Raw genomic sequence first — 22379 nt, 5'->3', positions numbered from 1 at the left:
AAAAGATGATATGACCTGGTCATATCATCTTTTTTTGTTATCCAGTATACTGATCATAGGAATTTTCACATCAATAGATCTAAGTTGAATGGACATATCGCAAACGAAGAGAGGTGAAAGGATGGAGACTTGTATGGATGTATTGATCGTGGTCGATCTACAAAATGGCGTTTGTTATGATGGAAATCATTTGTATGATTTGAATAATCTACTCAATAGAGTAAATAGAAGAATTGCTTTGTATAGAGAACTACGTAAACCGATCATTTTTGTCCAACATTGTGATGAATCATTAGTGCCAGGAGAAGAACCATGGGCTATCCATGCTGATCTTGATGTTCAAGAGCAAGATTTTTTAGTGCGTAAAACACATGCGAATTCGTTTTACGAAACCAATCTGAAAAGTCTCTTGGACCAATTAGCTGTACGTCGTATCGAGTTTTGTGGTGCGCAAACAGAATACTGTATGGATGCTACAATAAAATATGCTCACGGATTGGGATACGACAACAATATGATACAGGATGGAACTTCCACTTTAGATAATCCATGGATGTCGGCAAAAGAGACGATTTCTTTTTATGAAAACATATGGAACCATAGATTCTTGAAATGGATAGATGGTGAATCGTAGAAAAACGGATCGTACAAACCCACCACATGAGAATTTTGAAAATAAAACCAAACATCTGTATGGTATTAACATAACATTGAAGGCATGTAGAGAGGGTCCTAATGACATAAAATATTGTCATAGGACCTCTTTTTATTATTTAAATACAAGTACGCGTTTTCTATATTAACAGTGGTTTAGATAAGAAAGAATGTGTAAAGTTATTGGTTACGCCCAAGTTGTAGTCGTTTCAACCGGGAGACGATACGAGAGGTAGCCTTCCTTGGCTGCTTTCCCTATGGAGATCAACATCACGGGCTGGAAACGCTCTTTATCCAGACCGAAGGTTTCAGCAATCTGGGCTTTATCATAGCCAGCCATAGGGTTTGTATCATAACCATGAGCACGGGCAACGAGCATGAGTTGCATGGATATGAGGCCAGAGTCAATGAGGTTCATATCACGCAGTTCGGCTGGAGTTATGTTCGCATAGTAAGGTTGTACCTGCTGCATCTGCATGTCCATAATGTCTTGTGGCATGTATCCAAGTTCCACCGATTTGCTGAAAATCTCCTCCATGTATTCAACATTGTTAGCATCGTAAAATACGGCAATGACAGCGGAAGACGTTAGTGCCTGTGTCTGGTTAAAAGATGCCAGTGGTGCAAGCTTTTCTTTGCCTTCAGCACTGTCGATGACAAGAAAACGCCACGGTTGCATGTTAATCGCCGAAGGGGCACGTGAAGCTTTTGCCAGTATTTCGGTCATCTCTTCGCGGCTGATTTTCACTTTAGGGTCGTAGGCTTTAACGGAATGGCGCTCCAAGACAATGGTATCAAAATCATTGGTTTTGTTGAATTGGCCGGTAATTGTATTCATATGGATATCTCTCCTCATATCTAATATTAGTGAGATTGGGGTATGGATTATACCTCCATCCGTCTCACTATGAGGATTGTAAACTATGAAGTATACTTTATAGCAAGAAGAAGAAACGGGGCGATTCAGATGAAGATTAGTGAAGTAGCGAACAGTGTAAATCTACCAATATCCACGATTCGGTACTATGAGAAAATAGGTATTATCACGGATGAACATGTGCTGAGAGATCAAAATAACTATCGGATCTATACGCAGAGCATTATTCAGCATCTGGAAGTAGTCAAACAATGTGTAGCTGTAGGTTTTACGATTCATGAGATCCAGTCTATGGTCTCTAAACAGGGACATTCAAGTAATGAACAAGCAAGCATTATCCAAGCGAAAATATCAGAAATAGAAGAGGCGCAAAAGAAATTAGAGAATTCCAAACAGAATCTGTACGAAATTCTTAAAGCGGATATCACGTGTGAAGATGGTTTTGGTAAGTATTGAGTTGCACGTTCCTCTTGAGCTTTTCAGTCAGTAGGTTTGTACTTCAAATGGAAACAATAGAGTACAGACCCTCTTGTATACGTAGATTACCGAGCTGCCCCGTTTCCACCTTAACCTCCGTGACAAATACACCAGGCATACGGCCATCAGGGAACCAGGGCATCTGTTTATCAATGACAATAAACATGCCTTCTGCGTCACCCGTAGGGGAGAATTGTTTTCCGTCTCCGGCAAAGGGTTCAAGTTGAAAATGCCCATTCAATGTGCTCATCGTCTCAGGAACATCATCCACAGGCAAGCCGATTTCACTAATACATAACAGATGCTTTGCTTCAAAAGCTTCATCGACTGCATTATCGAGTGAATGGTGAGCGATGAATTCCATCAAGTTGCCGTTTGGATCATAGAAATAGAAGGCTGTTGCATCCCAGTAGGGGAAATAAAATTCATCCTGTCCATCTTTGGAGAGCAATGAAATGTTACGGTATTGGGCCCATCTTTTCGCATCAGCGAGTTTATTCGTTGGAATCGTAAACGCTACATGATAGTAGGGACGCTCTTGTTCTGGCGCCTTCTTGAAAGCTAGGACCGAGTTGCCCGCAGTGAAAGAAACGAATGTTGTATTATCCTCCGCAAGTTCCAATTCCAGTAGTGTACCGTAAAACTCTCTCATGGCCTCGATCTGATGTGTGAACAAACCAACTTCTCTTATTATCATTACAATCTCCCCTTTTAAACTCACCTTTGATTGAAATACTCGATTGTCTTCTCAATAAATGCCTTGGCGGATTGCGTCAGGTAACGGTCGGAGCGATGGATGATCTCAAAGTGTCGGTATGGCGGATCGTCTGTAATTCGAATGCATCGTAACGAGGGTTCATTCATGGCTTGGATCAGAGGATAAGGCAGCAGTGTTCCTCCAACGTTGGCTTTGACCAGACTAATGATCGAGGTTGCCGAACTGGTCTCCATGATGGTATTGAGGGTGAATCCGTATTTACGGCAATAACCGTCAACCAATTCTCTACCCGTAAATCCTTCGGGGAACATCACCGTTTGAATATCACGCAGTTCCTGGATTCCAATCGTACCTCGTTCTGCCCAATCATGATTCTCGGAAACGACTAGTACATATTCTTCACTGCACAAAGGAATGCGTACAAGCCGATCATCAGGGGCAGATGTGATCTCAATGCCGATGTCAACTTCATTTTCCAACACTTGATTCACGACATAGATCGAAGATATAACCTTCAATTGCACCTTAGGGAATCGGGCATGAAAATCAACGAGCAATGGAGTGATACGGTAATCCAAATCGGATGGAAGAACACCAATGACTAACCGACCTCGCTGATCATTGCGGAATTCTGCTAGCGCATCTTGAGTATTCTGTAAATGCCGGATCATCTGTACACAGTGCTCCAGAAACAGAGTTCCTGCCTGGGTCATTACAATCTTTTTGCCGACACGGTCAAACAAAGGTACACCAAGTTCATCCTCCAACCCACGTATTTGTTGACTCAACGTAGGTTGAGATATGCCAAGTTTCTCAGCCGCCCGAGTAAAATGAAGCTCCTCACACACCGCAATAAAGTTTTCCATCTGACGAATCTCGATGGGGAATCACCTCACATCATTGGTTTTAGTAATCATTTTAATAGAAATAATAGTATTGTTCAATCATTCTAATGATTTTATACTTAATCCTATACCACTCGAAGATCATGTCATTAATGAATTGGATCTTGGATGAGGGCAAAGATATTACTACCATGAGGTGATTCATAATGAAACTTTTTTATATTGTATTGGCACTGATTCTGGCTTCACTAAACTTAAGACCACCCATTACCTCCATATCTCCTCTGATGAGCACCATACAAAATGATCTGGGTTTGAGTGGCATGATGGCCAGTCTGTTAACTACACTGCCGGTATTATGTATGGGCATATTCGCTCCGTTCTCCGTAAGATTAAGTCGAAGGTGGGGGAACGAAGGTGCCATTGTACTGGCTATAATCCTTATTGGGATAGGTACAGGATTACGATTGTTCGTGGGTGCAACTCCGTTAATGATGTTTACTTCTTTTTTGTCCGGTGTAGGGATTGCACTGGCAGGGCCGCTGTTATCCAGTTTCATTAAGCAGTATTTCCCTAACCGAGTGGCAGCCATGGTAGGCATCTACTCTACAGCGATGGTGATGGGGGCCAGCATTAGTGTGGGGTTATCGGTTCCGCTCCAGCATACGCTGGGTGGGTCTTGGAGAGGGTCTTTGGCCACATGGGCATTACTCGCAGCCATTGCATTGCCGATCTGGTTAAAGTTAGCCTGTTCTGCGCGTACAGATCGACAATCCGGACAAACTTCGTCTGTCATTCATGTACCACTTCCGGTGAAGAACAGGCGTGCATGGGTGCTGACATTGTTCTTTGGACTGATGGCAGCGATCTTCTATTCATTAACCGCTTGGCTTGCACCAGCCATTCAAAGTCAGGGATATAGCCAAGAGACTGCTGGCAACATTCAAACGTTATTCACATTGATATCGCTGCCCTCAACGTTATTCATTCCCATGCTTGTACACCGATACCAAAGACGTGTATTCTGGCTTGTTGGATGTGCGTTGTTGGAATTGATAGGTGTCCTGATGCTCAATCTCTCTGTCAGCCCGTGGCTCGCGGCGATTCCGCTTGGTATTGGTGCAGGTGGACTATTCCCGATCGCACTGATGTTGCCGATTGATGAGACAAGCAATGCTCAGGAAGCCAGCAGCTGGTCTGCCATGACGCAATCTGGTGGTTATATTCTTGGAGCCCTTGGGCCGCTGGCAATTGGTTGGCTTCACGATCTGACAGGCAGCTTCGTGCAAGCTTTCTACGGTTTGGCTATCATTATTGTGCTGCAGATGATCGTTCAGATAGCTATTGGCAATAAAAAAAGTTTAAAAGTTGTTGGCCAGGAGCGGAGCTAATAGTCATGTAAAGTTAAATGGGTGTAGAAATATAATCTTTATACATGATCTAACAAGTCCATATAGTACTGCCGCAATGATTCCTTTAACGTGTCGGGTTCCATAATTCGAATGGATTTACCGAATCCTGCGAGGTATCGAACAATGAAATCAAGTTCATGAGTCTCATACGAACCCACAAGAAGCATGTGTGCCGATTCATTATCCGATTCTTTGACTTGTAAGATCTGCATGGATGGAAAATGTTCTTGCTGGAAAAGTTCAACCCCGGCTTCGTCAATCCGACATTGAAATGGAATAGCATCTGGTGATGGTTCCCATAACGAATGGGTATCCTGTGGATGAAGTTCAATAACGTGAGCCAAAGGTTCAATGTAGGACACTTCGGCTGAAATGATCCGGTCGCAACGGAATACTCGGTACGCTTGTTTATGCAGATCATAGGCCTGGCAATACCAGTAGCCTTTCCTCGCATAGAGTGCGATGGGTTGAATGGTGCGGATATTGGTGTATGCAGAAGATGGCCTTTGATCATGGGATCTACGTTGATGAGCATATGTAATCTGGATCACTATATTCTGCACAGCAGCCATCAACAGAAGTTCCAAATGTGCACTATCTCGGATCTGCTCCGTATGTTGGAAGGAAACCCGGTGTTGGATGTTCTCAATATCCTGTCGCTGCTTGTCGGATAATGCGCTCATAAATTTTTCATGAATTGTACGGAAAGATACCTGAAAGGGTAAGCTGGAGAAGCTGCGGAGGGCCTGCATCGCAAAATAAAGGGCATGAAGCTCACCCGTATTGAACGAAATGGGAGGCAGCTGCATCTGTTGCAGCAGTCGATATCCGCCGTAGCGCCCATATTCGACATAGATGGGTGCACCCATCTCTTCCAATGAAGCGATATCTCTTATCGCGGTTCGTTTGGAGATCTGGAACTCCTGCATAAGATCTTGCAGGGTGAACTGTTGTTTTTGATTAATATAGCGCAGCATCTGATTTATACGTTCTGATTTTTTCATATCAAACCCTCTTAATGGTGCCATAGTTTGGCACCTTTCGTCGTTATAGTGATAAGTGTAATCCAATAGGAACGAGGAGGCAATAACATGAATTTTGAAGTGATACCATTTTTGTCGATGAACGGGGATGCGGCGCCAGCCATTGCTTTTTATGAGGAGTTTCTGGGCGCTAAAGTCATATTCAAGAAAAGTTATAAAGAGATGAAGGAGATGAACCCAGGCTTCGAGTACCCTGCCGGTCAAGATGAGTATATTACACATTCGGTACTTGAGATTGGGGTTAATAAAGTCATGATTGCGGAAGAAGCAATGGACACAGAGAGAGCATGGCAGCTGGGGAATAGCACGTCACTATGTATTCAATCCAAGGACAAACATACAATTGATCAACTTTATCATTCCCTGATGCAGCATGAGGGCGTGAAGGTACTGGTACCTTACGAGCAAAATGAATTTAGTCCAGGTTATGGCATTGTGCGGGACCCGTTTGGCATTGCGATTCAGCTATGTGTGACGGTGCATGATTTTTAAATTAAAAACATAAAAAAGAAGAGCCATGGATATCATGCGCTCTTCTTTGTTCGTTTCTATACAAGGTCGTTTGAGCAGCCAGAAGGTTTTGTAAGTCCAAACGTTACTTCATATCAAGGATCAGGCACTACCGTTCATTTATTTGCTAGGCGTCACCGCTTGAGCTAGTCATTTTTTCGCATCTGGAAATGTCAACCTTGATGGTGCATATAGGGTAATGGGTAATGGTTACAGCGACACTTTTTGTGTAAATCATATAGGTATGGATTTTGCAGTGTACAAATAAGTCAGTGGATAAAGGAAAGAAGGGATAACATGATTACGAGAGGTATCGACCATATTGGAATAACTGTACCGGACATGGAGCAGGCGACCCTATTTCTACAAGAGGCTTTTGGAGCTCAACTTGCCTATGACCATATAACGCCGGATGATCCGCCACAGGAAGGGCCTGAGGCAGAGCGTAAATTAGGACTGCGTTCAGGAGCAAAGGTTATTCATATTCGGATGTTATCGCTTGGAGAGAGCGCCAGTATGGAGTTATTTCAGTACGCGAATACAGCGCAATCAGAGCCAGTCAGGGCATCGGATTACGGATTGCAGCATATGGCGTTGTATGTGGACGATATGCAAGAAGCTGCACAACGCTTCAAGGAAGCAGGCGGGGTATTGCTGACAGAGCCTGGAGCACTGTCCGATCATATTGAAGGCGGGGAAGGTAATCAGTTTGTGTATGGAAGGGCGCCGTGGGGGATGCTGATCGAGCTGATCTCCTACCCTGCGGGCATAAAGTATCCGAATCACAGTGAAGCGAAGCGCTGGACACCACGAAAAAAGGAATAAAGATGAGAATAATTAAGAAACAGGGCGATGCGCGGTGAATCGTCCTGTTTTCCTAGTATATAACGGCCAGGCGGTTACTAAAAAACAGAAAAAATGTTAGAAATACAGAAGTGTATGCTGCTTTGCTTTATGTTACGATACGTAAAAGTAGATACAGAGACATATTACGGATGGGATAAGCCATTGTCAGCGGATATAGTGCAGCAGTTTCTCTTTTAAAAAATAAATGACAACAGGTGATCCAAAATGCTGCAAATCGGGTATCAATAGTAGAGTCATTAGAACCTGATGGGTACATATGTTGTTGCAATTGTTGTTTTGCTAGTTAAAGGCTGTCTATTATGGAATGAACTGTGGGGGTTATCAAGTGCCTATATTAGCTATGGAAAAGAAAGATGTTGTCACCGATGCACTGGTCATCAAGGCGATGGAGAAAAGTCTGGCTATTATTCGATTCGATCTGAATCGACGGGTAACTTATGTGAATGAAGTTTTTGCCCAGACCATGGGATATACGGTAGATGAAATGTATGGAATGAAGCATCAGCAACTATGCTTCGGCAATTTTGCAAATACCCCGGAATATGATGCTTTTTGGAATAGTATATTAAATGGTGTCAGCTTCCAAGATAAGGTTGAACGCAAGGATGCAAAGGGGAATTCCGTATGGCTTGAGGCGACGTATATGCCGGTGTACGATGAGATGAATCAGAAGATACTGGGTGTCTCCAAAATCGCCACCAACATCACCAACCGTCAGAACAACATTTCGGTCGTAGTGAATGAGCTGAAAACGATGTCACATGAGCTGAATGGGCAGGCAGATGTAGGCATTGAACGGAGCCAGGAATTAATGTCCAGTATCTCCTATATCTCAGAGGTGTCGGCTACTAATCGTGCAACACTGACTCATCTTCAGGAACAAGCGGGATCGATTCAGGGCGTGGTACGAACTATACGCGAGATTTCATCACAGACACAGTTGCTTGCATTAAATGCCGCCATTGAGGCTGCACATGCAGGGGAATACGGACGAGGATTCGATATCGTGGCTAAGGAAGTCAAGAAATTATCCGCAATGGTGGAGAGTTCGATCAATGAGATTCGTGATAGTGTGACTGGAATAACCAAGGAAATTGGTAATATTACAGGTGGCACGCAAAAAGTAGAGGAATACGTCGAGCGGAGCCAGAAGCAGATTGAGATCGCATTGAATGACTTTATGGCAATTGCTGCATCGGCTCACTTGCTGGATGCCAAGGCGGAGCATGTAACCAGAATCGTATAAGAATATATAGTGATGGCGGTTCCTTACACAAGGAACCGCTTTTTTTGTCGTTCAGCACACAAAAAAACGGGAATTATTGTGATCAAACGGGGACACAATACTTGGGAATACCTGCAGCTTCACATGCAGAGAAATGTAGGGGTGGGAACATGTGGTCAACAATTCTATCCTACGTGCCAGAAGGGCCCATATGGATTCAGGCATTCTTGGTTTTCATTATTCCGATTGCGATTACCATGACTACGCGCTGGATCAATGCCGCCATTAAGCGTGGAAGCTTCTCTCGTTCGAAGCAACCTACTATATCCTCGAAGGATATCTCGCCAGCAGCCAAAGGACAGGGCCAAGGAACCGAGACAGGCCATTATGCCAATATTAAATTAACGGAGAAGTATAATACAAATTTGATTAGCGTAAAAGAAAGCTTTGGCAAAAATGCAGATGTGCATATTCGGGAATTTACGATTAGGGGAACGAATACACGGGCTGCGGTCATCTACACCGAAGGCCTGGTAGATCAGGACTTAGTAGATGATCACTTAATTACACCGTTAATGTTAGAAGGTGTTCCCCTACTTAAGCAGGAGGGGTTCCTTCATCCAGACAACGCACACCTACTGTCGGCATACCTGAAGGATCAATTACTTCCTGTCAGCCTGGTTGAGGAGACCAAGTCTCTCCAAGAGCTCTCAATTGGGGTGCTTTTCGGAAAAAATGCACTGTTGGTTGATGGTTTACCAGGTGCTTTATTAATTGGAGGCCACAAGATCAAATCACGAGGCGTGAATGAACCTGTGTCCGAAGGATTAATCCGTGGACCTCGGATTGGTTTCACAGAGCAATTAAGCGATAATACAGGCATTTTACGTCGTTACGGAAGTGATCAGAGCCTGTTCATTCAGAAGTATGAAGTGGGTTCACGGATCAAAAAAGATTTGGCGATAGCCTATATTCAGGATATTGCCGATCCGAATCTCGTAACGGAGGTCTGCAAGCGAATCGAAGAGATGGATATGGATTCGATGCTGGAATCAGGTTATGTGGAGCAGCTCATTGAAGATAGTACCCTAAGTCCTTTTCAGCAGGTACTAAATACGGAAAGGCCTGACCGGGTAATCGGTGCTTTGCTGGAAGGTCGGGTGGCTATTCTGTTGGATGGGACGCCATTTGTGCTCGTTGTACCCGTGACCTTTAGCATGTTGCTCCAATCTCCCGAAGATTATTATGAACGCTGGATTCCAGGAACTTTTTTACGTGTGCTGCGTTTTATGGCTGCGATGTTGGCATTGCTCGCTCCTGCACTCTATATTTCGTTTATTTCGTTCCACCCTGGTCTTATCCCGACCAAGCTGGTTTTGACGATTATTGAAACGCGGACAGGAGTACCGTTTCCTTCGATCATTGAAGTACTGATCATGGAAATTTCTATTGAGATTCTGAGGGAGGCAGGGATACGGCTGCCTAAACCGATTGCGCCAGCGATGGGTATCGTTGGAGGTCTGATTATTGGGCAAGCAGCGGTACAGGCAGGAATCATAAGCCAATTCCTGGTTATTGTCGTTGCGGTTACCGCGATCTCTTCCTTTACGATTCCTGTCTATAGTGCAGGGTTAACGCTGCGAATTCTGCGATTTGCCGCGATGTTTAGTGCAGCCATTCTTGGTCTTTATGGTGTGGTTATGTTTTTCCTGCTTGTATGCACGCATTTGGCACGACTCTCCAGTTTCGGCGTACCTTATGTTGCACCAGCGGTTCCTTATCATTTGAATGACTGGAAGGATTTCGTTATACGTGCTCCGTTAAACATGATGAGAATGCGTCCCGATATGAATAAACCAATCGACAAGGATCGAAAAGAATAATTTGAATTCTTATGGACAAGAGGTCTGGAGGTGAAATGAAGTGAATGGCTCCCCACAAAAGATAACCACGACACAGGCCGTTGTCATTATTGTCAATTACATGCTTGGTGCCGGGATCTTGACGTTACCTCGAACGACCAGTAAGGCTGTCGGAACACCGGATGTCTGGATATCCATTATTCTGTCGGGACTGATTATTGCAGGTGTCGGAATTGTACTGGTAACCTTGTGTCGCAGATTTCCAGGGAAAACGGTATTCCAGTTCACCCGTGAAATTACGGGGAGCTGGATTGCTTACATATTAGGATTTGCCATGATTATGTACTTTATGGTGATTGCCGCATTCGAAATTAGAGTTATGGCTGAAGTAACAGGGATGTATCTGCTTGAACGCACCCCCACATGGGCGATTATTATGGTCTTCATGTGGATCGGTATATATATGATCTCAGGCGGGCTTGGTGTCATTGTACGTGTGTTCGAGATTATTCTGCCGATTACAATCATTATCTTTGTGATTGAAATTCTGCTGAGTAATCAGCTATTCGAGATTGGGAATCTAAGACCGGTGCTCGGGGAGGGGCTTATGCCCGTTTTCAAAGGACTGAAGCCATCTCTATTGTCATATACGGGGTATGAGGTGATGCTAATCATGACTGCTTATATGAAAAATCCGAAGAAGAGCAATATGGCAATGAGCTGGGGGATATTCATAACGACCGCAATCTATTTGATTACTGTTGTCATGGTTGTAGGTAGTCTATCCCTCGATGGAATCAAAACACGGACTTGGCCAACGCTGGATTTGGTAAGAAGCTTCGAGATACAAGGTTTGATATTTGAACGGTTCGAATCTTTATTGTTGGTCATCTGGATTATGCAAATCTTTTCGACTACAGCGATTACACATTATTGCGCGTCGGTGGGCATTCGTGATTTGTTCCGTTCAAAAAAAATCAAGGGCATTATGTATGGTCTGCTTCCGTTCATTTATGTGACAGCAATGATGCCTAAAACGGTGGATGATACCTTTACACTCGGGGATATGCTCGGCAATGTATCCGTGATACTATTCGCCATTTTACCTCTGGTCCTACTGTTGTTAAGTCTGATTCGCAAAAAAGGAGGCAAGCATGCATGATACCATTCCGTATTCTCTTACGTGTAGCTTCTGCCTTGTGCATTCTGTTATTGATATCCGGATGCTGGAGCAGTCGGGAAATAGAGGATCTAAGTCTTTATGTCGGTCTTGGAATTGATGTCGGTAAAGAGACAGCATTCGAAAAAGACATCGCTGAACAGGGAGGAACATATCCTAAGAAGAACTATGTAACCGCTACGGTGCAAATTGCTCCAGGCTTCACCAATAGTCAATCGAGCCAACAATCCGGTTCGCCTTCTTCCGGCAAAACATCCTACTCCAATGAACAGCTCAGTGGAGATTCCATGTTGCAAATCTTCCGTCAGTTTGCGTTAAGACGCGATCGCCCCCTCATTGGACATCATCTGAAGGTAATCGTTGTCTCCAAGGATATTGCCAAAAAATATGGTCTGGACCAATTACTTGATTTTGTACTACGGGATAATGATATTCGACCGAACTGCCTGGTGCTGATCAGTCATCATTCTGCATTAGATGTGTTGACTTCACAGGACCCGTCTCGGATTCCGGCTTTTTATCTCACAGGAATTACGAACAATTCGTACTTGTCCAACAAAATATTGGATCCTGTATTACTGTCTAAGTTAGATGCACAGATGCAGTCCGGTTCCAGCTTTCTGCTTCAAAATGTGTTGAATTCCCATGGAGAGGACAAGTTCTCTGGAGGCAGCATTTTTGATGGGAAAACAACCAAATTCATCGGAGAACTTAGTCAAACAGATCTTGAGGGTTTGTCATGGCTCAATTCCAAAAAAAAAGGAGGTGTCTTAAAGACACATAACAAGCAAGGATTCACCGTGGTATATGAAATCAAGAAGAAAAAGGTGAAAATTATTCCCAAGGTGGTTGGCAATGATATTTCATTCCATGTGAAGACTGAATCCGAAGGCTGGCTGATGGAGGATTGGCGCTCTCCGGAGGAAGAGGAAAAAGGTGAATATCTCAGAGAATTGGAAAAGGATTTTGCTGAGCTTGCCGAACAACAGATTCGACAGGTGTTATACAAACTTCAGCATACCTACAAAGTTGATGTTGCGGATTTTCGGGATAGCTTGCGTATCAAAGAACCTAAAACATGGAAAAAAGTTAAAGACGATTGGGATAAAATTTTTAGCACCGTGCCGATCACGTACGAGGTAAAGACCACCATTACCAATCCGGGGTCTTCTACCGAATAGCGAGGTGTGCCATTTATGATTTAAATGTTGACACATTCATGATAGATCGATATATTAGTAAAAAATCATTTTCTTATCCAGAGAGGTGGAGGGACTGGCCCTTAGAAACCTCAGCAACAGATCTGAAGGATACTGTGCTAATTCCAGCGGGTGAACAGCCTGATAGATAGGAGCGTTTGTTTTTATTTGTCAGTAACGGCGCACTCTTTAGGAAGAGTGGGTCTTTTTTGTTTTTTCTGGATGAAGAAGTAGGGAGCAGCAGGTATGGAGAACAACAACGACAAAGGGCATTTTCAGCGGAAAATGCAGGCACGGCATGTGGTCATGCTCTCTCTGGGTGGAGTCATTGGAACGGGATTATTCCTGAGCTCGGGCTACACAATCCAGCAGGCGGGGCCACTGGGAACCATTCTTTCCTACCTGATTGGAGCCATCGTAGTATATTTGGTCATGCTCTGTCTTGGTGAACTGTCTGTTCATATGCCGGAGACGGGAGCATTTCATAGTTATGCAGCTAAATATATCGGACCAGCAACAGGTTACACGGTGGCTTGGTTGTACTGGTTAACCTGGACTGTTGCGCTTGGCTCCGAATTCACAGCCGCCGGTCTGTTGATGCAGCGCTGGTTCCCATCGGTAAACGTATGGATATGGAGCGCGCTTTTTGCACTGATGATCTTTTTGTTCAATGCTTTAACGGTAAAATTATTTGCAGAATCCGAGTTCTGGTTCTCTTCTGTGAAAGTAGTTACCATCGTAGTCTTCATTATTATTGGTGGTGCAGCCATGTTTGGGTTCATCCCCATGGCGGATTCTGAACCGGCTCCATTCCTTTCCAATATTACAGCATCCGGGTGGTTCCCTCATGGGGCTACAGCGATATTGATGACCATGCTTGCTGTTAACTTTGCATTCTCAGGCACCGAGTTAATCGGTATTGCCGCTGGAGAAACGGAGAATCCGGAAAAGACAATTCCCAAAGCTATTCATACCACGCTGTGGCGGTTGGTCATTTTTTTCATCGGAACGATTATTATCTTGTCGGCTTTGCTGCCCATGTCGGATGCCAGTGTACTGGAAAGTCCGTTTGTAGCGGTAATGGAGCGGGTGGGTGTACCCTATGCAGCAGACATTATGAACTTTGTTATTCTGACGGCGATTCTCTCTGCTGCGAATTCAGGTCTGTATGCTTCGTCACGAATGCTCTGGTCTCTGGCAGATAAAAAGACAATCTCCCCTTGGTTTGCCAAACTGACCAAGCGCGGGGTGCCGCTGAATGCACTTCTGATCAGTATGGTGGGTGGTGCCTTGGCTTTGCTGTCCAGCATCATTGCACCTGGTACAGTGTATATTACGCTGGTCTCCATCTCAGGTCTGGCTGTTGTTGCCGTATGGATGAGCATCAGCGCTTCCCAGTACTTGTTCCGCAGACAGTATATCCGGGAAGGACATGCCGTCAAAAATCTGGTCTACCGCACACCACTGTATCCAGTGGTACCGATTGTTTCATTTATATTATGCCTGGCTTCATGCATAGGTATTGCCTTCGACCCAACACAGCGAATTGCGCTGTATTGTGGGGTTCCATTTATCGTAGTATGTTACGCAGCCTATTATCTAACAGAACGTGTGAATAAGAAAAGAGGACAAGTAGATGACGCAAACACAACAGACTAACCCCATAGAACAGATCCTGCGTGAACATCCGGTCATGATTCTGGATGGAGCGCTGGCAACAGAACTCGAACAGCATGGATGTGATCTGGATGATCCATTATGGTCGGCTCTTGTGTTGCTTGAGAATCCGGATGTTATTGTTCAGGTCCATGCGGATTATTTCAGGGCAGGAGCCGACTGTGCGATTACATCCAGTTATCAAGCCACGGTAGATGGCTTCCGCAAGAGAGGAATCGGTGAGCAAGAAGCGTTGGACCTGATTCGCAAGACGGTGGAGCTGGCTGTACAGGCGAGAGATGACGTATGGGCAGAAGTGCAGGAAGGCGGAGTAAATAATACGGAAGCCAAACTGGAGGGCAATCTGGTCCTCGGAACGGCACAACAAACGTCTGATGTCCTAGAGACAGTGGTCTTAGCTCGGCCACGACCGATGGTTGCTGCATCCGTTGGACCCTACGGCGCTTATCTAGCTGATGGATCGGAGTATATTGGTCACTACGGTGTGTCAGATGAGACTTTGACTGCATTCCATCGTCCGCGGATGGCCGCATTGCTTGAAGCGGGTGCTGATATTCTGGCTTTTGAGACCATTCCATCCTTGCAGGAAGCACAGGTGCTGATTGATTTGCTAAAGGAGTTTCCTCATGCGTATGCCTGGCTATCTTTCTCCTTGAAAGATGGGACGGCAATCAGTGAGGGCACGCCGATTGAAACATGTGCACAATTGTTTGGTTCCGAGCCGCAGATTGCTGCAATTGGCCTGAACTGTGCTCCCATGGAAGTGGTGACGGAAGCAGTGAGTATTCTCAGCCGTACCAGCGATAAACCTGTTATTGTGTATCCTAACTCGGGAGAAGTATACGATGCAGCAACGAAGACGTGGAGTGGACAGGGTACATGTGGCAGTATGAGTGATGCTTCGGAACAGTGGGTTGCTGCGGGGGCAAAAATTATTGGCGGCTGCTGCCGCACGACTCCACATCAGATTGGAGAGCTTGCGAAGAAGTGGCGGGGTTAAAGTATATCCAGCCGAGCCAGAACTGCATGGAAAAGCCCTTTCGTATCTTATAAAGGATACGAAAGGGCTTTTTGGATACTTCTTTTAATATTTACTTATTCTCTACCTTAATGGTTCCTACAGATGTGCTCAGGGAAAGCAGAGGTCCACCGCCATTGATATCACTCTTTCCCTTTGAAGCACCCGAGACCTTGCCCAGATCCGTTTCCGCTTTTAGTGTGTAAGCCAGATTGGAAGGCAGCAGGGCAGTGATAGTACCCAACTCAGTTGAAGCTTTGAGCTGGCTTCCATCATGCAGCTGATTCAGATCAAGACGGATGGTACCTGCATCGGATTTGATGCTGGATTTGCCTTGGGCTTGAATGTTCTTAAGATCAATGGAGCCTGTATTATTGGCAAGCTTATAGCTTCCTGTTAAACCTGCAAGTGAAATATTGCCAACTTCTGTAGAGATCTCATATTCAACGATATTGGCGGGAGCCTCAATCACATAGTTTACGATGAAATGGGAATTTCCTATATTTTTGTCGGCCCATGACCAAAGATCGGTTCCCGCCTTATCCTTGGGGTGGATCTCTACGGTGGTTGTTTTCCCTTTGGTCGTTAAGGAGACTTCGGCATTTTGAGCCAGTTCCTCCAATGTGGATTCACCGGTACGATTATTCAAAGCCTGAATGTACGTACGGACTTGAAGTTCACCATCTTCACTGCTCCGCACCTCGATATTACCTACAGGATGATCAACAACCAAGAGACTGGATGCGGATTTCTCGCTGACTTGATCAAGTTCCTTATCTATAGCATTATTGCTAATCAGCTTCATCCATTGGGACTCGGCGCCCTGGGCATTTCCGCTCTCTGATGAGGAGTTGAGAGGATTATTCGTACAGGCCGCAAGTAAGCCAACGGAGCCTAGAGCGGCGACCAGAAGCTTTTTGTATACGCTATGCATGAGTACTCCTTCTTTCTACATGTTATTCGACGACAAGAATACGCGGCGATGCCTGGCGAATCACCTTGGACGATACCCACGATCCTAGAGCTGCGGCAATAATACTCAGACAAGCAAAGAGTATAATGCCTCCCCAGTTCAAAATAAGAGGAATCTGTACGATACCGTATCCCGATAGGACTTTTTCAAGTAACAGGGGGAGAAGGTATACGCCTACAATGACTCCAAGCATTGAACCAATCAGAGCTAAAGCAGCTACTCCAGTAGCAATGGAGAAACGGATTTTTCCAGATGTCATTCCTATCGACTTATATATGCCATACGTCTTGCTCTCTTTGCGAATACTGATCCGGCAGGTGCTGAAGATAATGATAAATGTAACCAAAATGAACAGCAGACCAATTAGAGCCATGGGGTACACAAGAATGCTTGCAGCTTCTGCATAAACGGAATCCAGCAGCGTTTTTTGCGTGACGATGGAAGCAGAGTCTTTGAACTGTTCATTCAATTGGTTAGCAATGGCTCCCGCCTGAGAAGGATCGTTGACATTGATAAACGCGACATCTACATCTCCGTAATTCGGATTCACGCTTCGAAGCGCTTGAGCTGTGATTCTTCCGGATACCGACATGTCGGAGATGGCCTGATAGATGCCCGAGATCATGAACGTGCGTTTCTCTCCTTCAATGTAGAGATCAATGAGATCTCCCATATCCTTGTTTAACATCTTGGCAACACTAACCCCGATTGAAATTTCATTTTCGCGTTCCGGATTGTTTCCTCTCAACGTCTCAAAACCAAGATCTTGATAGCTTCCATCCAGTACTCTTAGATAAAGACTGGTAGATTGGCTGGCCACGTCGGTTGAATCATCTGGAAGGATAACTCCGGTGATGTTCCCTTGCCAGCCCACATTTTTGATGCGAGGATCTTCTTCCAATACGTTCTGCAGCTCTGCTCTCGGAAACGTAGCTTTGTTTACAACGACTGCGGCAATGTTAGCATTGTCATAACCCCATTTGGCCGCCGTCTGATAGATTCCGGTAATGCTGGTCAGTACAACATACCCGAGGACAAGTACGGAAGCAGCCATCGTTGTTAGCAATAACATCAGAACCGAGCTTTTGCTGTTTTTGATCAGATTGCGTATGCCGATGACAAAAGATACGGGCAATCGTCCAAACAAGGCCCGGTTTGCGAGAGGTGAATTCATTCGTCGCGCCATGCGTACATTGTCGCTCTCCGACATACCGTACCGAATGGCCTGAACAGGCTCGATCGTGCGAGCTTTTCTGGCGTATAACACGACGAATGCAATAACCAAGACGAGTAACAGTAGCCCTACAACAATAGCAGCTCCAATGCCCTCAATTGGAAGATCACCCTGGCCAGTCCGCAGGGACGATACGGAGATGTTGATGATGAATTTGGAGACGAATACGCTCAGTACCAGCCCGGGAAGAACGGCGATGATAGACAGCAGGGCATATTGAATGACGTAGGTACCAATGGTGCCCCGGGAAGTGAGTCCCAGCGATTTAAGGATACCTATCGTTTTGTAGTTGGCCAGAATGGCATCGGATATGGTGAAGCCAATCGTAATGAGGGCAATAATCATCATGACGGCCCCTAAGAATATCATAATGAACCCGACGATCTGATTGATGATCAAATAAAAGGATGAGATACTTTCAAATTCCATTTTGGTTTCCAGAAATGGGGCACCCGTCTCCCTTGTATAACGATCCCAGTAGCTGGAGTTCGTACTGTAATCATCAAAATGGATGCCCATCATGTGAATATCTTTTCCTGCAAGCGTACTTAAATCATTTTGGTAATCCGTACTGTTCATCCAAATTCTTGCCGTATTAGTGAACGGTGCTCCATAAGGAACATCCACAACAATAGCTGAGACTGCGAGGTCAAGTGTGGTTGATCCGGTTTTGAATTGAATGGTATCACCGACAGCGATGTTATAGCCATTCGCCATGGAGGTTGGGATCCATACGCTTCCTTGTTCAGGAGCCGAATGTTGTGTACCACTTGCAAATACAAGTTCATCTACACTCCACGGAGGAGGCGGGGTATTCATCATGTATAGATAAAGGTTAGGGATGTCAGTGCCCCCAAAAGTGATACCCGACAAGGTGCGGTAAGTAAGTAAAGGTGAGACTTGAACACCGTTCTGGGCAGCCCACCAGTCATGCACAGTTTGGGGATCATTCAGTCCTTTGTCGAACGTCAAGATCTGATGGGACCCGTTGGTCCGACTATGCATCTCCTCGAACTGGTTACCCGTATTGGCCAGAATGATGACAGATGTGGACACCAGAAGTGTAGACAGCAGAATGAGCAGGGTGATGAACAGGTTTTGAATTTTATTTTTACTCAGATAAGAGAAACTCAGCTTTAGAATGGCGGCCATAGGTTACTCCTTCCCCGACACAAAGGCGAAGACCATGGATTCCCGATTCTGAATCTGGGTTTCGTCATATTTATCGAACTCGAGAATACCTCCGACTTTACCATCTCGGACAAAGATCAGGCGGTCGGCCCGGCAAGCGGCCTTGATGTCATGTGTCACCATGACCACCGATTGTCCTTTCCGGTTAATATCTGTGAGGATGTCCAGCACCGCTTTCCCATGATCATAGTTCAAACTTCCGGTAGGTTCGTCGGCAAATATAATATCCGGTGAATTGATGAGTGCGCGTGCAATAGCCGCCCGCTGCTGCTGTCCCCCGGAAGTTTGGGAGGGCAGGCGATTGTTCTGACTGTCGATGTCCATAGCCTTCATAAGATGGGCTGCTCGAGCTTTTACTTCATTTTTTTTGTTCCCAGCAATATATCCTGGAAGAGCAATATTATCCTGAATGGAAAGGTCCGGAACAAGGTTGATGCTTTGATAGATGTAGCCAATTCGGCGGGTGCGGAAATCAGACATCTCCCGCTCACCGTAGGCATCAATGCGTTGATCCTGAAAATAAACCTCTCCAGCTGTCACGTGATCGAGTCCGCTAAGCAAATATAAAAGTGTGGATTTGCCTGAACCGGAATTACCCATGATCACTGTGAAGTCTCCTTCATAGATATCAAGATCGACATTACGAATAGCGTGATACTGTTCACTTCCGGTATTGTATGTCTTGCATAAGTTTTGAGCACGAATGATAGATGTTCTGGTCAAGTGGATCACTCCTCGTTGCAGTATACCATTCATATTAAAGGGAGGATGTTGAGGAAGAATTATCAAATTATGAATAAAGTATTACACCATTCCGGATATATCCGAAAACAGGAAGGTTCCCATAAAATGACGTGAGAGAGTGCGACTTAACATATGGGCAGGCTGAACTGAAAGAGGGTGCCCTGACCTACCTTGCTGGAAAAACTGATCTGCCCTCCATGTGCTTCAATGATGCTTTTGCAGATGGAGAGGCCAAGTCCCGTTCCTTCATGTATACCGGAAGACAAGGATGAGCTTCCCCGGAAATATCGTTCAAACACAAAAGGCATATCCTGAGCACGTATGCCTTGACCGGAATCGGCGATCGTAAGCTTGAATTGTCCCGAATCCAGTTCTGCACGAATGCGAATGTAATCCCCGGGAGCGGTGTGTTTAAGCGCGTTGGATACGAGATTGGAGACAACCTGTTCGATACGTACAGGATCCATTCGTATGAGCACATTTGGAATAACTTCGGACTCTTCGTATGTCAGTCCATTGATTCTTACGATATGTCTAATGGGCCTGAGCATGTTTTCAAATACGGCACGACTGTATACCTCTCGGGGCTCAACCGAAATCTGCCCAAGCTCCTGAAGCGCATGAACCAGCAAATCTTCAACGAGCCGTGCCGTTTTATCTGTATGAGTTCGCATAATTTCCATGTATTCCATCAGTGTTTCCTCATCCGCGCAAAGCCCTTCCGATATGGCTTCTATGTATGCTTTTACCGTTGTGATTGGGGTTTTGAGTTCATGAGATATGTTGGTGATGAGTTCTTTTTGGGCTTTCTCCTGCCGTATGCGCTGTTCACTCAAATGCATGATCTCCGTCCGCATCAAGTCAAGCATAGCGTAAAGGCCGCCCATCTCGTCGTTACGGTTATATTGAATCTGTTCATCATATTGTCCTTTGAGTATCAATTCGGCATGCTGTTTCAATTGGTTAACAGGAGTAAGCATACGTTCTCTGACCCTGCGAGTCATGATGATCAGAAGAAGCATCAGCATGAGGGATATGATGATCAGGCTGCCCAGGATGAATAACGGAAAAGTGACAGGCTGCTGAGCAAAAACAAGTGATTTGGGTACGGTAAAAATGGCGTTTCCGATCTGGCTGCCACCCGGGCCATCCATTATGGGAAATGCAATGCCCAGTGAATCATCTCCATCTGCGAGCTGCAATGCATCTTTCAGATTATAATGAAGGGCAGATCTAAGGTTCACTTGGGTGCCTTCGGACGAAGAAGCGGAGGACAGCAAAATCACCCCATCCAGTCCGACATAGGAAAATTGAATGTTCTTATCAATGGCTGCAGAACGCAGTTTGTCCCGAATCACCGGATCACGCAGCCTATGGCGGTTTTGCTCCAGTTCAAGCAGAAGCGGGTTAACCTTGAGCCGAACCTGATTGATGGTTGGGTTGGATTCATCTGCAGTTCGGCCGGCAAGCAGATCGAGAAACAAAACAACGCTGCAGATCATGACCATTATGAGAAGCGTCAAGGATGTCTTCAGCCAACGTGTGGACCAGGTGTGAAGTGACATGAAGTAGTCTCCATTCTAGCTTTATTCGTGATTGAATTTGTATCCGACCCCCCAGACGGTTCTTAGTAACGTGGGATGAGAGGGGTCTTCCTCGATTTTTTCCCGCAGTCTGCGTATATACACCGTTACCGTATTTTCGTCTCCATAAGCAGCATAGCCCCAAATGGCATCTAGCAATTGGGATTTTGAGAAAACCTGATTTTTGTTGCTGGCCAGATAATGCAGAAGTTCAAATTCCTTCGCAGAGAGAGAGACCTCGAAGCCCTTTAACGTAACTTTGTATGCTTTTTTGTCAATTTCGAGATCACCCAGACGCAGCGAATCAGAGGGAGCACGTTCCGAACCAAGGCTGTCATATCTTCTGAAATGCGCATGGATCCGGGCGAGCAACTCACTGAGTGAGAAGGGCTTGGTCATATAGTCATCTGCACCGAAGCCAAGTCCAAGCACTTTGTCCGTGTCACTTCCTCTTGCACTCAGGATGAGGATGGGAATGTTGTTCCGACGCCGAATCTCGCGGCATACATCGATGCCGTCCATATCCGGAAGCATAATATCGAGAATGATGTAATCCGGATGAATAAGCTCCATGATCTGAAGGCCATCCTGTCCGGTGGCAGCGACGGCAGCGTCATAATCATTTTTGATCAGGTAGTCTCGCAAAATGCGAGAAATATCATGTTCATCCTCGATGATGAGGACTTTGCGTTTAGAGTTCATTGTGATCGCTCCATGTATAAGATGCCAGAATGCAAGAATTTTAGAGATTCTAGTTTCTTCCTTATTTTATGTCATTTTTCACCATAATAATAGAGGAATCAAAGAATAAGAAATTGAATTGAAATATTGACTAAATATATTTGTATTGGTACTATTTTACTAAGTTTTGAATTGTAATTGTATGTACTATATTGAATTATATGATTTTAAAGTAAAAGTTTACATAAAAGTAGAGGTATTTTACATGAATAAAATACTAGTTTTACATTTATGTGATTCTATTTTCCCATTTATTTTCCAAGATTCGTGTTAACTCGATATTTATACGAATTGTTAGTTGCCGTCAGCCATCGTTTAGGAAAGAATTCATCCATTTGTGACGAGAGGT

20 protein-coding genes and 1 riboswitch are annotated in these 22379 nt (G+C 44.9%); of the genes, 11 read left to right on the top strand and 9 right to left on the bottom strand.

Going from position 1 to position 22379, the window contains the following annotated elements; all coding sequences use genetic code 11:
• Positions 1–121 precede the first annotated feature (121 nt).
• On the top strand, positions 122–634 hold the full coding sequence (locus NKT06_RS27610) for a cysteine hydrolase family protein (RefSeq protein WP_253441134.1): 513 nt from the start codon (positions 122–124) through the stop codon (positions 632–634).
• Between the two features lie 207 nt (positions 635–841).
• Here NKT06_RS27610 and NKT06_RS27605 read toward each other — a convergent pair whose 3' ends face one another.
• Complete coding sequence (locus NKT06_RS27605) at positions 842–1492, bottom strand: nitroreductase family protein (protein WP_253441132.1); 651 nt, start codon at positions 1490–1492, stop codon at positions 842–844.
• A gap of 129 nt (positions 1493–1621) precedes the next feature.
• Between NKT06_RS27605 and NKT06_RS27600 the strand changes: the two genes are divergently transcribed.
• Positions 1622–1987, top strand: a complete 366-nt coding sequence (locus tag NKT06_RS27600) for a MerR family transcriptional regulator (RefSeq protein WP_253441130.1) — start codon at positions 1622–1624, stop codon at positions 1985–1987.
• Between the two features lie 43 nt (positions 1988–2030).
• On the opposite strand, the gene NKT06_RS27595 is transcribed toward NKT06_RS27600, so the two are convergent.
• Both NKT06_RS27595 and NKT06_RS27590 read right to left on the bottom strand, forming a co-directional pair.
• On the bottom strand, positions 2031–2705 hold the full coding sequence (locus tag NKT06_RS27595) for a VOC family protein (protein ID WP_253441128.1): 675 nt from the start codon (positions 2703–2705) through the stop codon (positions 2031–2033).
• A gap of 20 nt (positions 2706–2725) precedes the next feature.
• A complete protein-coding gene (locus tag NKT06_RS27590) occupies positions 2726–3592 on the bottom strand; it encodes a LysR family transcriptional regulator (protein WP_253441126.1) in 867 nt (288 codons plus the stop codon).
• 185 nt (positions 3593–3777) lie between these two features.
• On the opposite strand from NKT06_RS27590, the gene NKT06_RS27585 reads away from it, so the two are divergent.
• Positions 3778–4962: an MFS transporter gene (locus NKT06_RS27585; protein ID WP_253441124.1), complete on the top strand. Its 1185-nt coding sequence runs from the start codon at positions 3778–3780 to the stop codon at positions 4960–4962.
• A 38-nt stretch (positions 4963–5000) separates the two neighbouring features.
• On the opposite strand, the gene NKT06_RS27580 is transcribed toward NKT06_RS27585, so the two are convergent.
• Positions 5001–5987 carry a helix-turn-helix transcriptional regulator gene (locus tag NKT06_RS27580; protein ID WP_253441122.1) on the bottom strand — a complete coding sequence of 329 codons (987 nt, stop codon included), beginning with the start codon at positions 5985–5987 and terminating at the stop codon, positions 5001–5003.
• Between the two features lie 87 nt (positions 5988–6074).
• Here NKT06_RS27580 and NKT06_RS27575 point away from each other — a divergent pair, with 87 nt between their 5' ends.
• The 8 genes from NKT06_RS27575 to mmuM all read left to right on the top strand — a co-directional run bounded on the left by NKT06_RS27575 (position 6075) and on the right by mmuM (position 15546).
• Positions 6075–6518 (top strand): VOC family protein, encoded by a 444-nt coding sequence (locus tag NKT06_RS27575; protein WP_253441120.1) that lies wholly within the window; start codon positions 6075–6077, stop codon positions 6516–6518.
• 315 nt (positions 6519–6833) lie between these two features.
• Positions 6834–7361: a VOC family protein gene (locus NKT06_RS27570; RefSeq protein ID WP_253441117.1), complete on the top strand. Its 528-nt coding sequence runs from the start codon at positions 6834–6836 to the stop codon at positions 7359–7361.
• A 367-nt stretch (positions 7362–7728) separates the two neighbouring features.
• Positions 7729–8649 (top strand): methyl-accepting chemotaxis protein, encoded by a 921-nt coding sequence (locus NKT06_RS27565; protein WP_253441115.1) that lies wholly within the window; start codon positions 7729–7731, stop codon positions 8647–8649.
• 149 nt (positions 8650–8798) lie between these two features.
• Positions 8799–10511: a spore germination protein gene (locus NKT06_RS27560; protein ID WP_253441113.1), complete on the top strand. Its 1713-nt coding sequence runs from the start codon at positions 8799–8801 to the stop codon at positions 10509–10511.
• 40 nt (positions 10512–10551) lie between these two features.
• On the top strand, positions 10552–11652 hold the full coding sequence (locus NKT06_RS27555; RefSeq protein WP_253441111.1) for a GerAB/ArcD/ProY family transporter: 1101 nt from the start codon (positions 10552–10554) through the stop codon (positions 11650–11652).
• Positions 11649–12851 carry a Ger(x)C family spore germination protein gene (locus NKT06_RS27550; RefSeq protein ID WP_253441109.1) on the top strand — a complete coding sequence of 401 codons (1203 nt, stop codon included), beginning with the start codon at positions 11649–11651 and terminating at the stop codon, positions 12849–12851. Before NKT06_RS27555 ends, NKT06_RS27550 begins: the two co-directional genes overlap by 4 nt.
• Before the next feature lie 70 nt (positions 12852–12921).
• Positions 12922–13024: riboswitch (SAM riboswitch) on the top strand.
• 91 nt (positions 13025–13115) lie between these two features.
• Positions 13116–14528: an S-methylmethionine permease gene (mmuP, locus tag NKT06_RS27545; protein WP_253441107.1), complete on the top strand. Its 1413-nt coding sequence runs from the start codon at positions 13116–13118 to the stop codon at positions 14526–14528.
• Entirely contained in the window at positions 14506–15546 is a 1041-nt protein-coding gene (gene mmuM / locus NKT06_RS27540) for a homocysteine S-methyltransferase (RefSeq protein WP_253441105.1), read from the top strand. The genes mmuP and mmuM overlap by 23 nt, the downstream gene beginning before the upstream one ends.
• A 91-nt stretch (positions 15547–15637) precedes the next feature.
• Here the strand turns inward: mmuM and NKT06_RS27535 are convergent, their stop codons facing one another.
• The 5 genes from NKT06_RS27535 to NKT06_RS27515 all read right to left on the bottom strand — a co-directional run bounded on the left by NKT06_RS27535 (position 15638) and on the right by NKT06_RS27515 (position 21991).
• A complete protein-coding gene (locus NKT06_RS27535) occupies positions 15638–16498 on the bottom strand; it encodes a DUF4097 family beta strand repeat-containing protein (protein WP_253441103.1) in 861 nt (286 codons plus the stop codon).
• A gap of 22 nt (positions 16499–16520) precedes the next feature.
• Positions 16521–18923, bottom strand: a complete 2403-nt coding sequence (locus NKT06_RS27530) for an ABC transporter permease (protein ID WP_253441100.1) — start codon at positions 18921–18923, stop codon at positions 16521–16523.
• 3 nt (positions 18924–18926) lie between these two features.
• Positions 18927–19685 carry an ABC transporter ATP-binding protein gene (locus NKT06_RS27525; protein ID WP_253441098.1) on the bottom strand — a complete coding sequence of 253 codons (759 nt, stop codon included), beginning with the start codon at positions 19683–19685 and terminating at the stop codon, positions 18927–18929.
• Between the two features lie 146 nt (positions 19686–19831).
• A complete protein-coding gene (locus NKT06_RS27520) occupies positions 19832–21271 on the bottom strand; it encodes a sensor histidine kinase (RefSeq protein WP_253441096.1) in 1440 nt (479 codons plus the stop codon).
• 21 nt (positions 21272–21292) lie between these two features.
• Positions 21293–21991: a response regulator transcription factor gene (locus tag NKT06_RS27515; RefSeq protein WP_253441094.1), complete on the bottom strand. Its 699-nt coding sequence runs from the start codon at positions 21989–21991 to the stop codon at positions 21293–21295.
• Positions 21992–22379 lie beyond the last annotated feature (388 nt).

The organism is Paenibacillus sp. 1781tsa1 (assembly GCF_024159265.1).
Lineage (GTDB): Bacteria > Bacillota > Bacilli > Paenibacillales > Paenibacillaceae > Paenibacillus.
The sequence above is the reverse complement of the archived record's forward strand: the minus strand, read 5'-3'. Positions and strand labels throughout refer to the sequence as shown.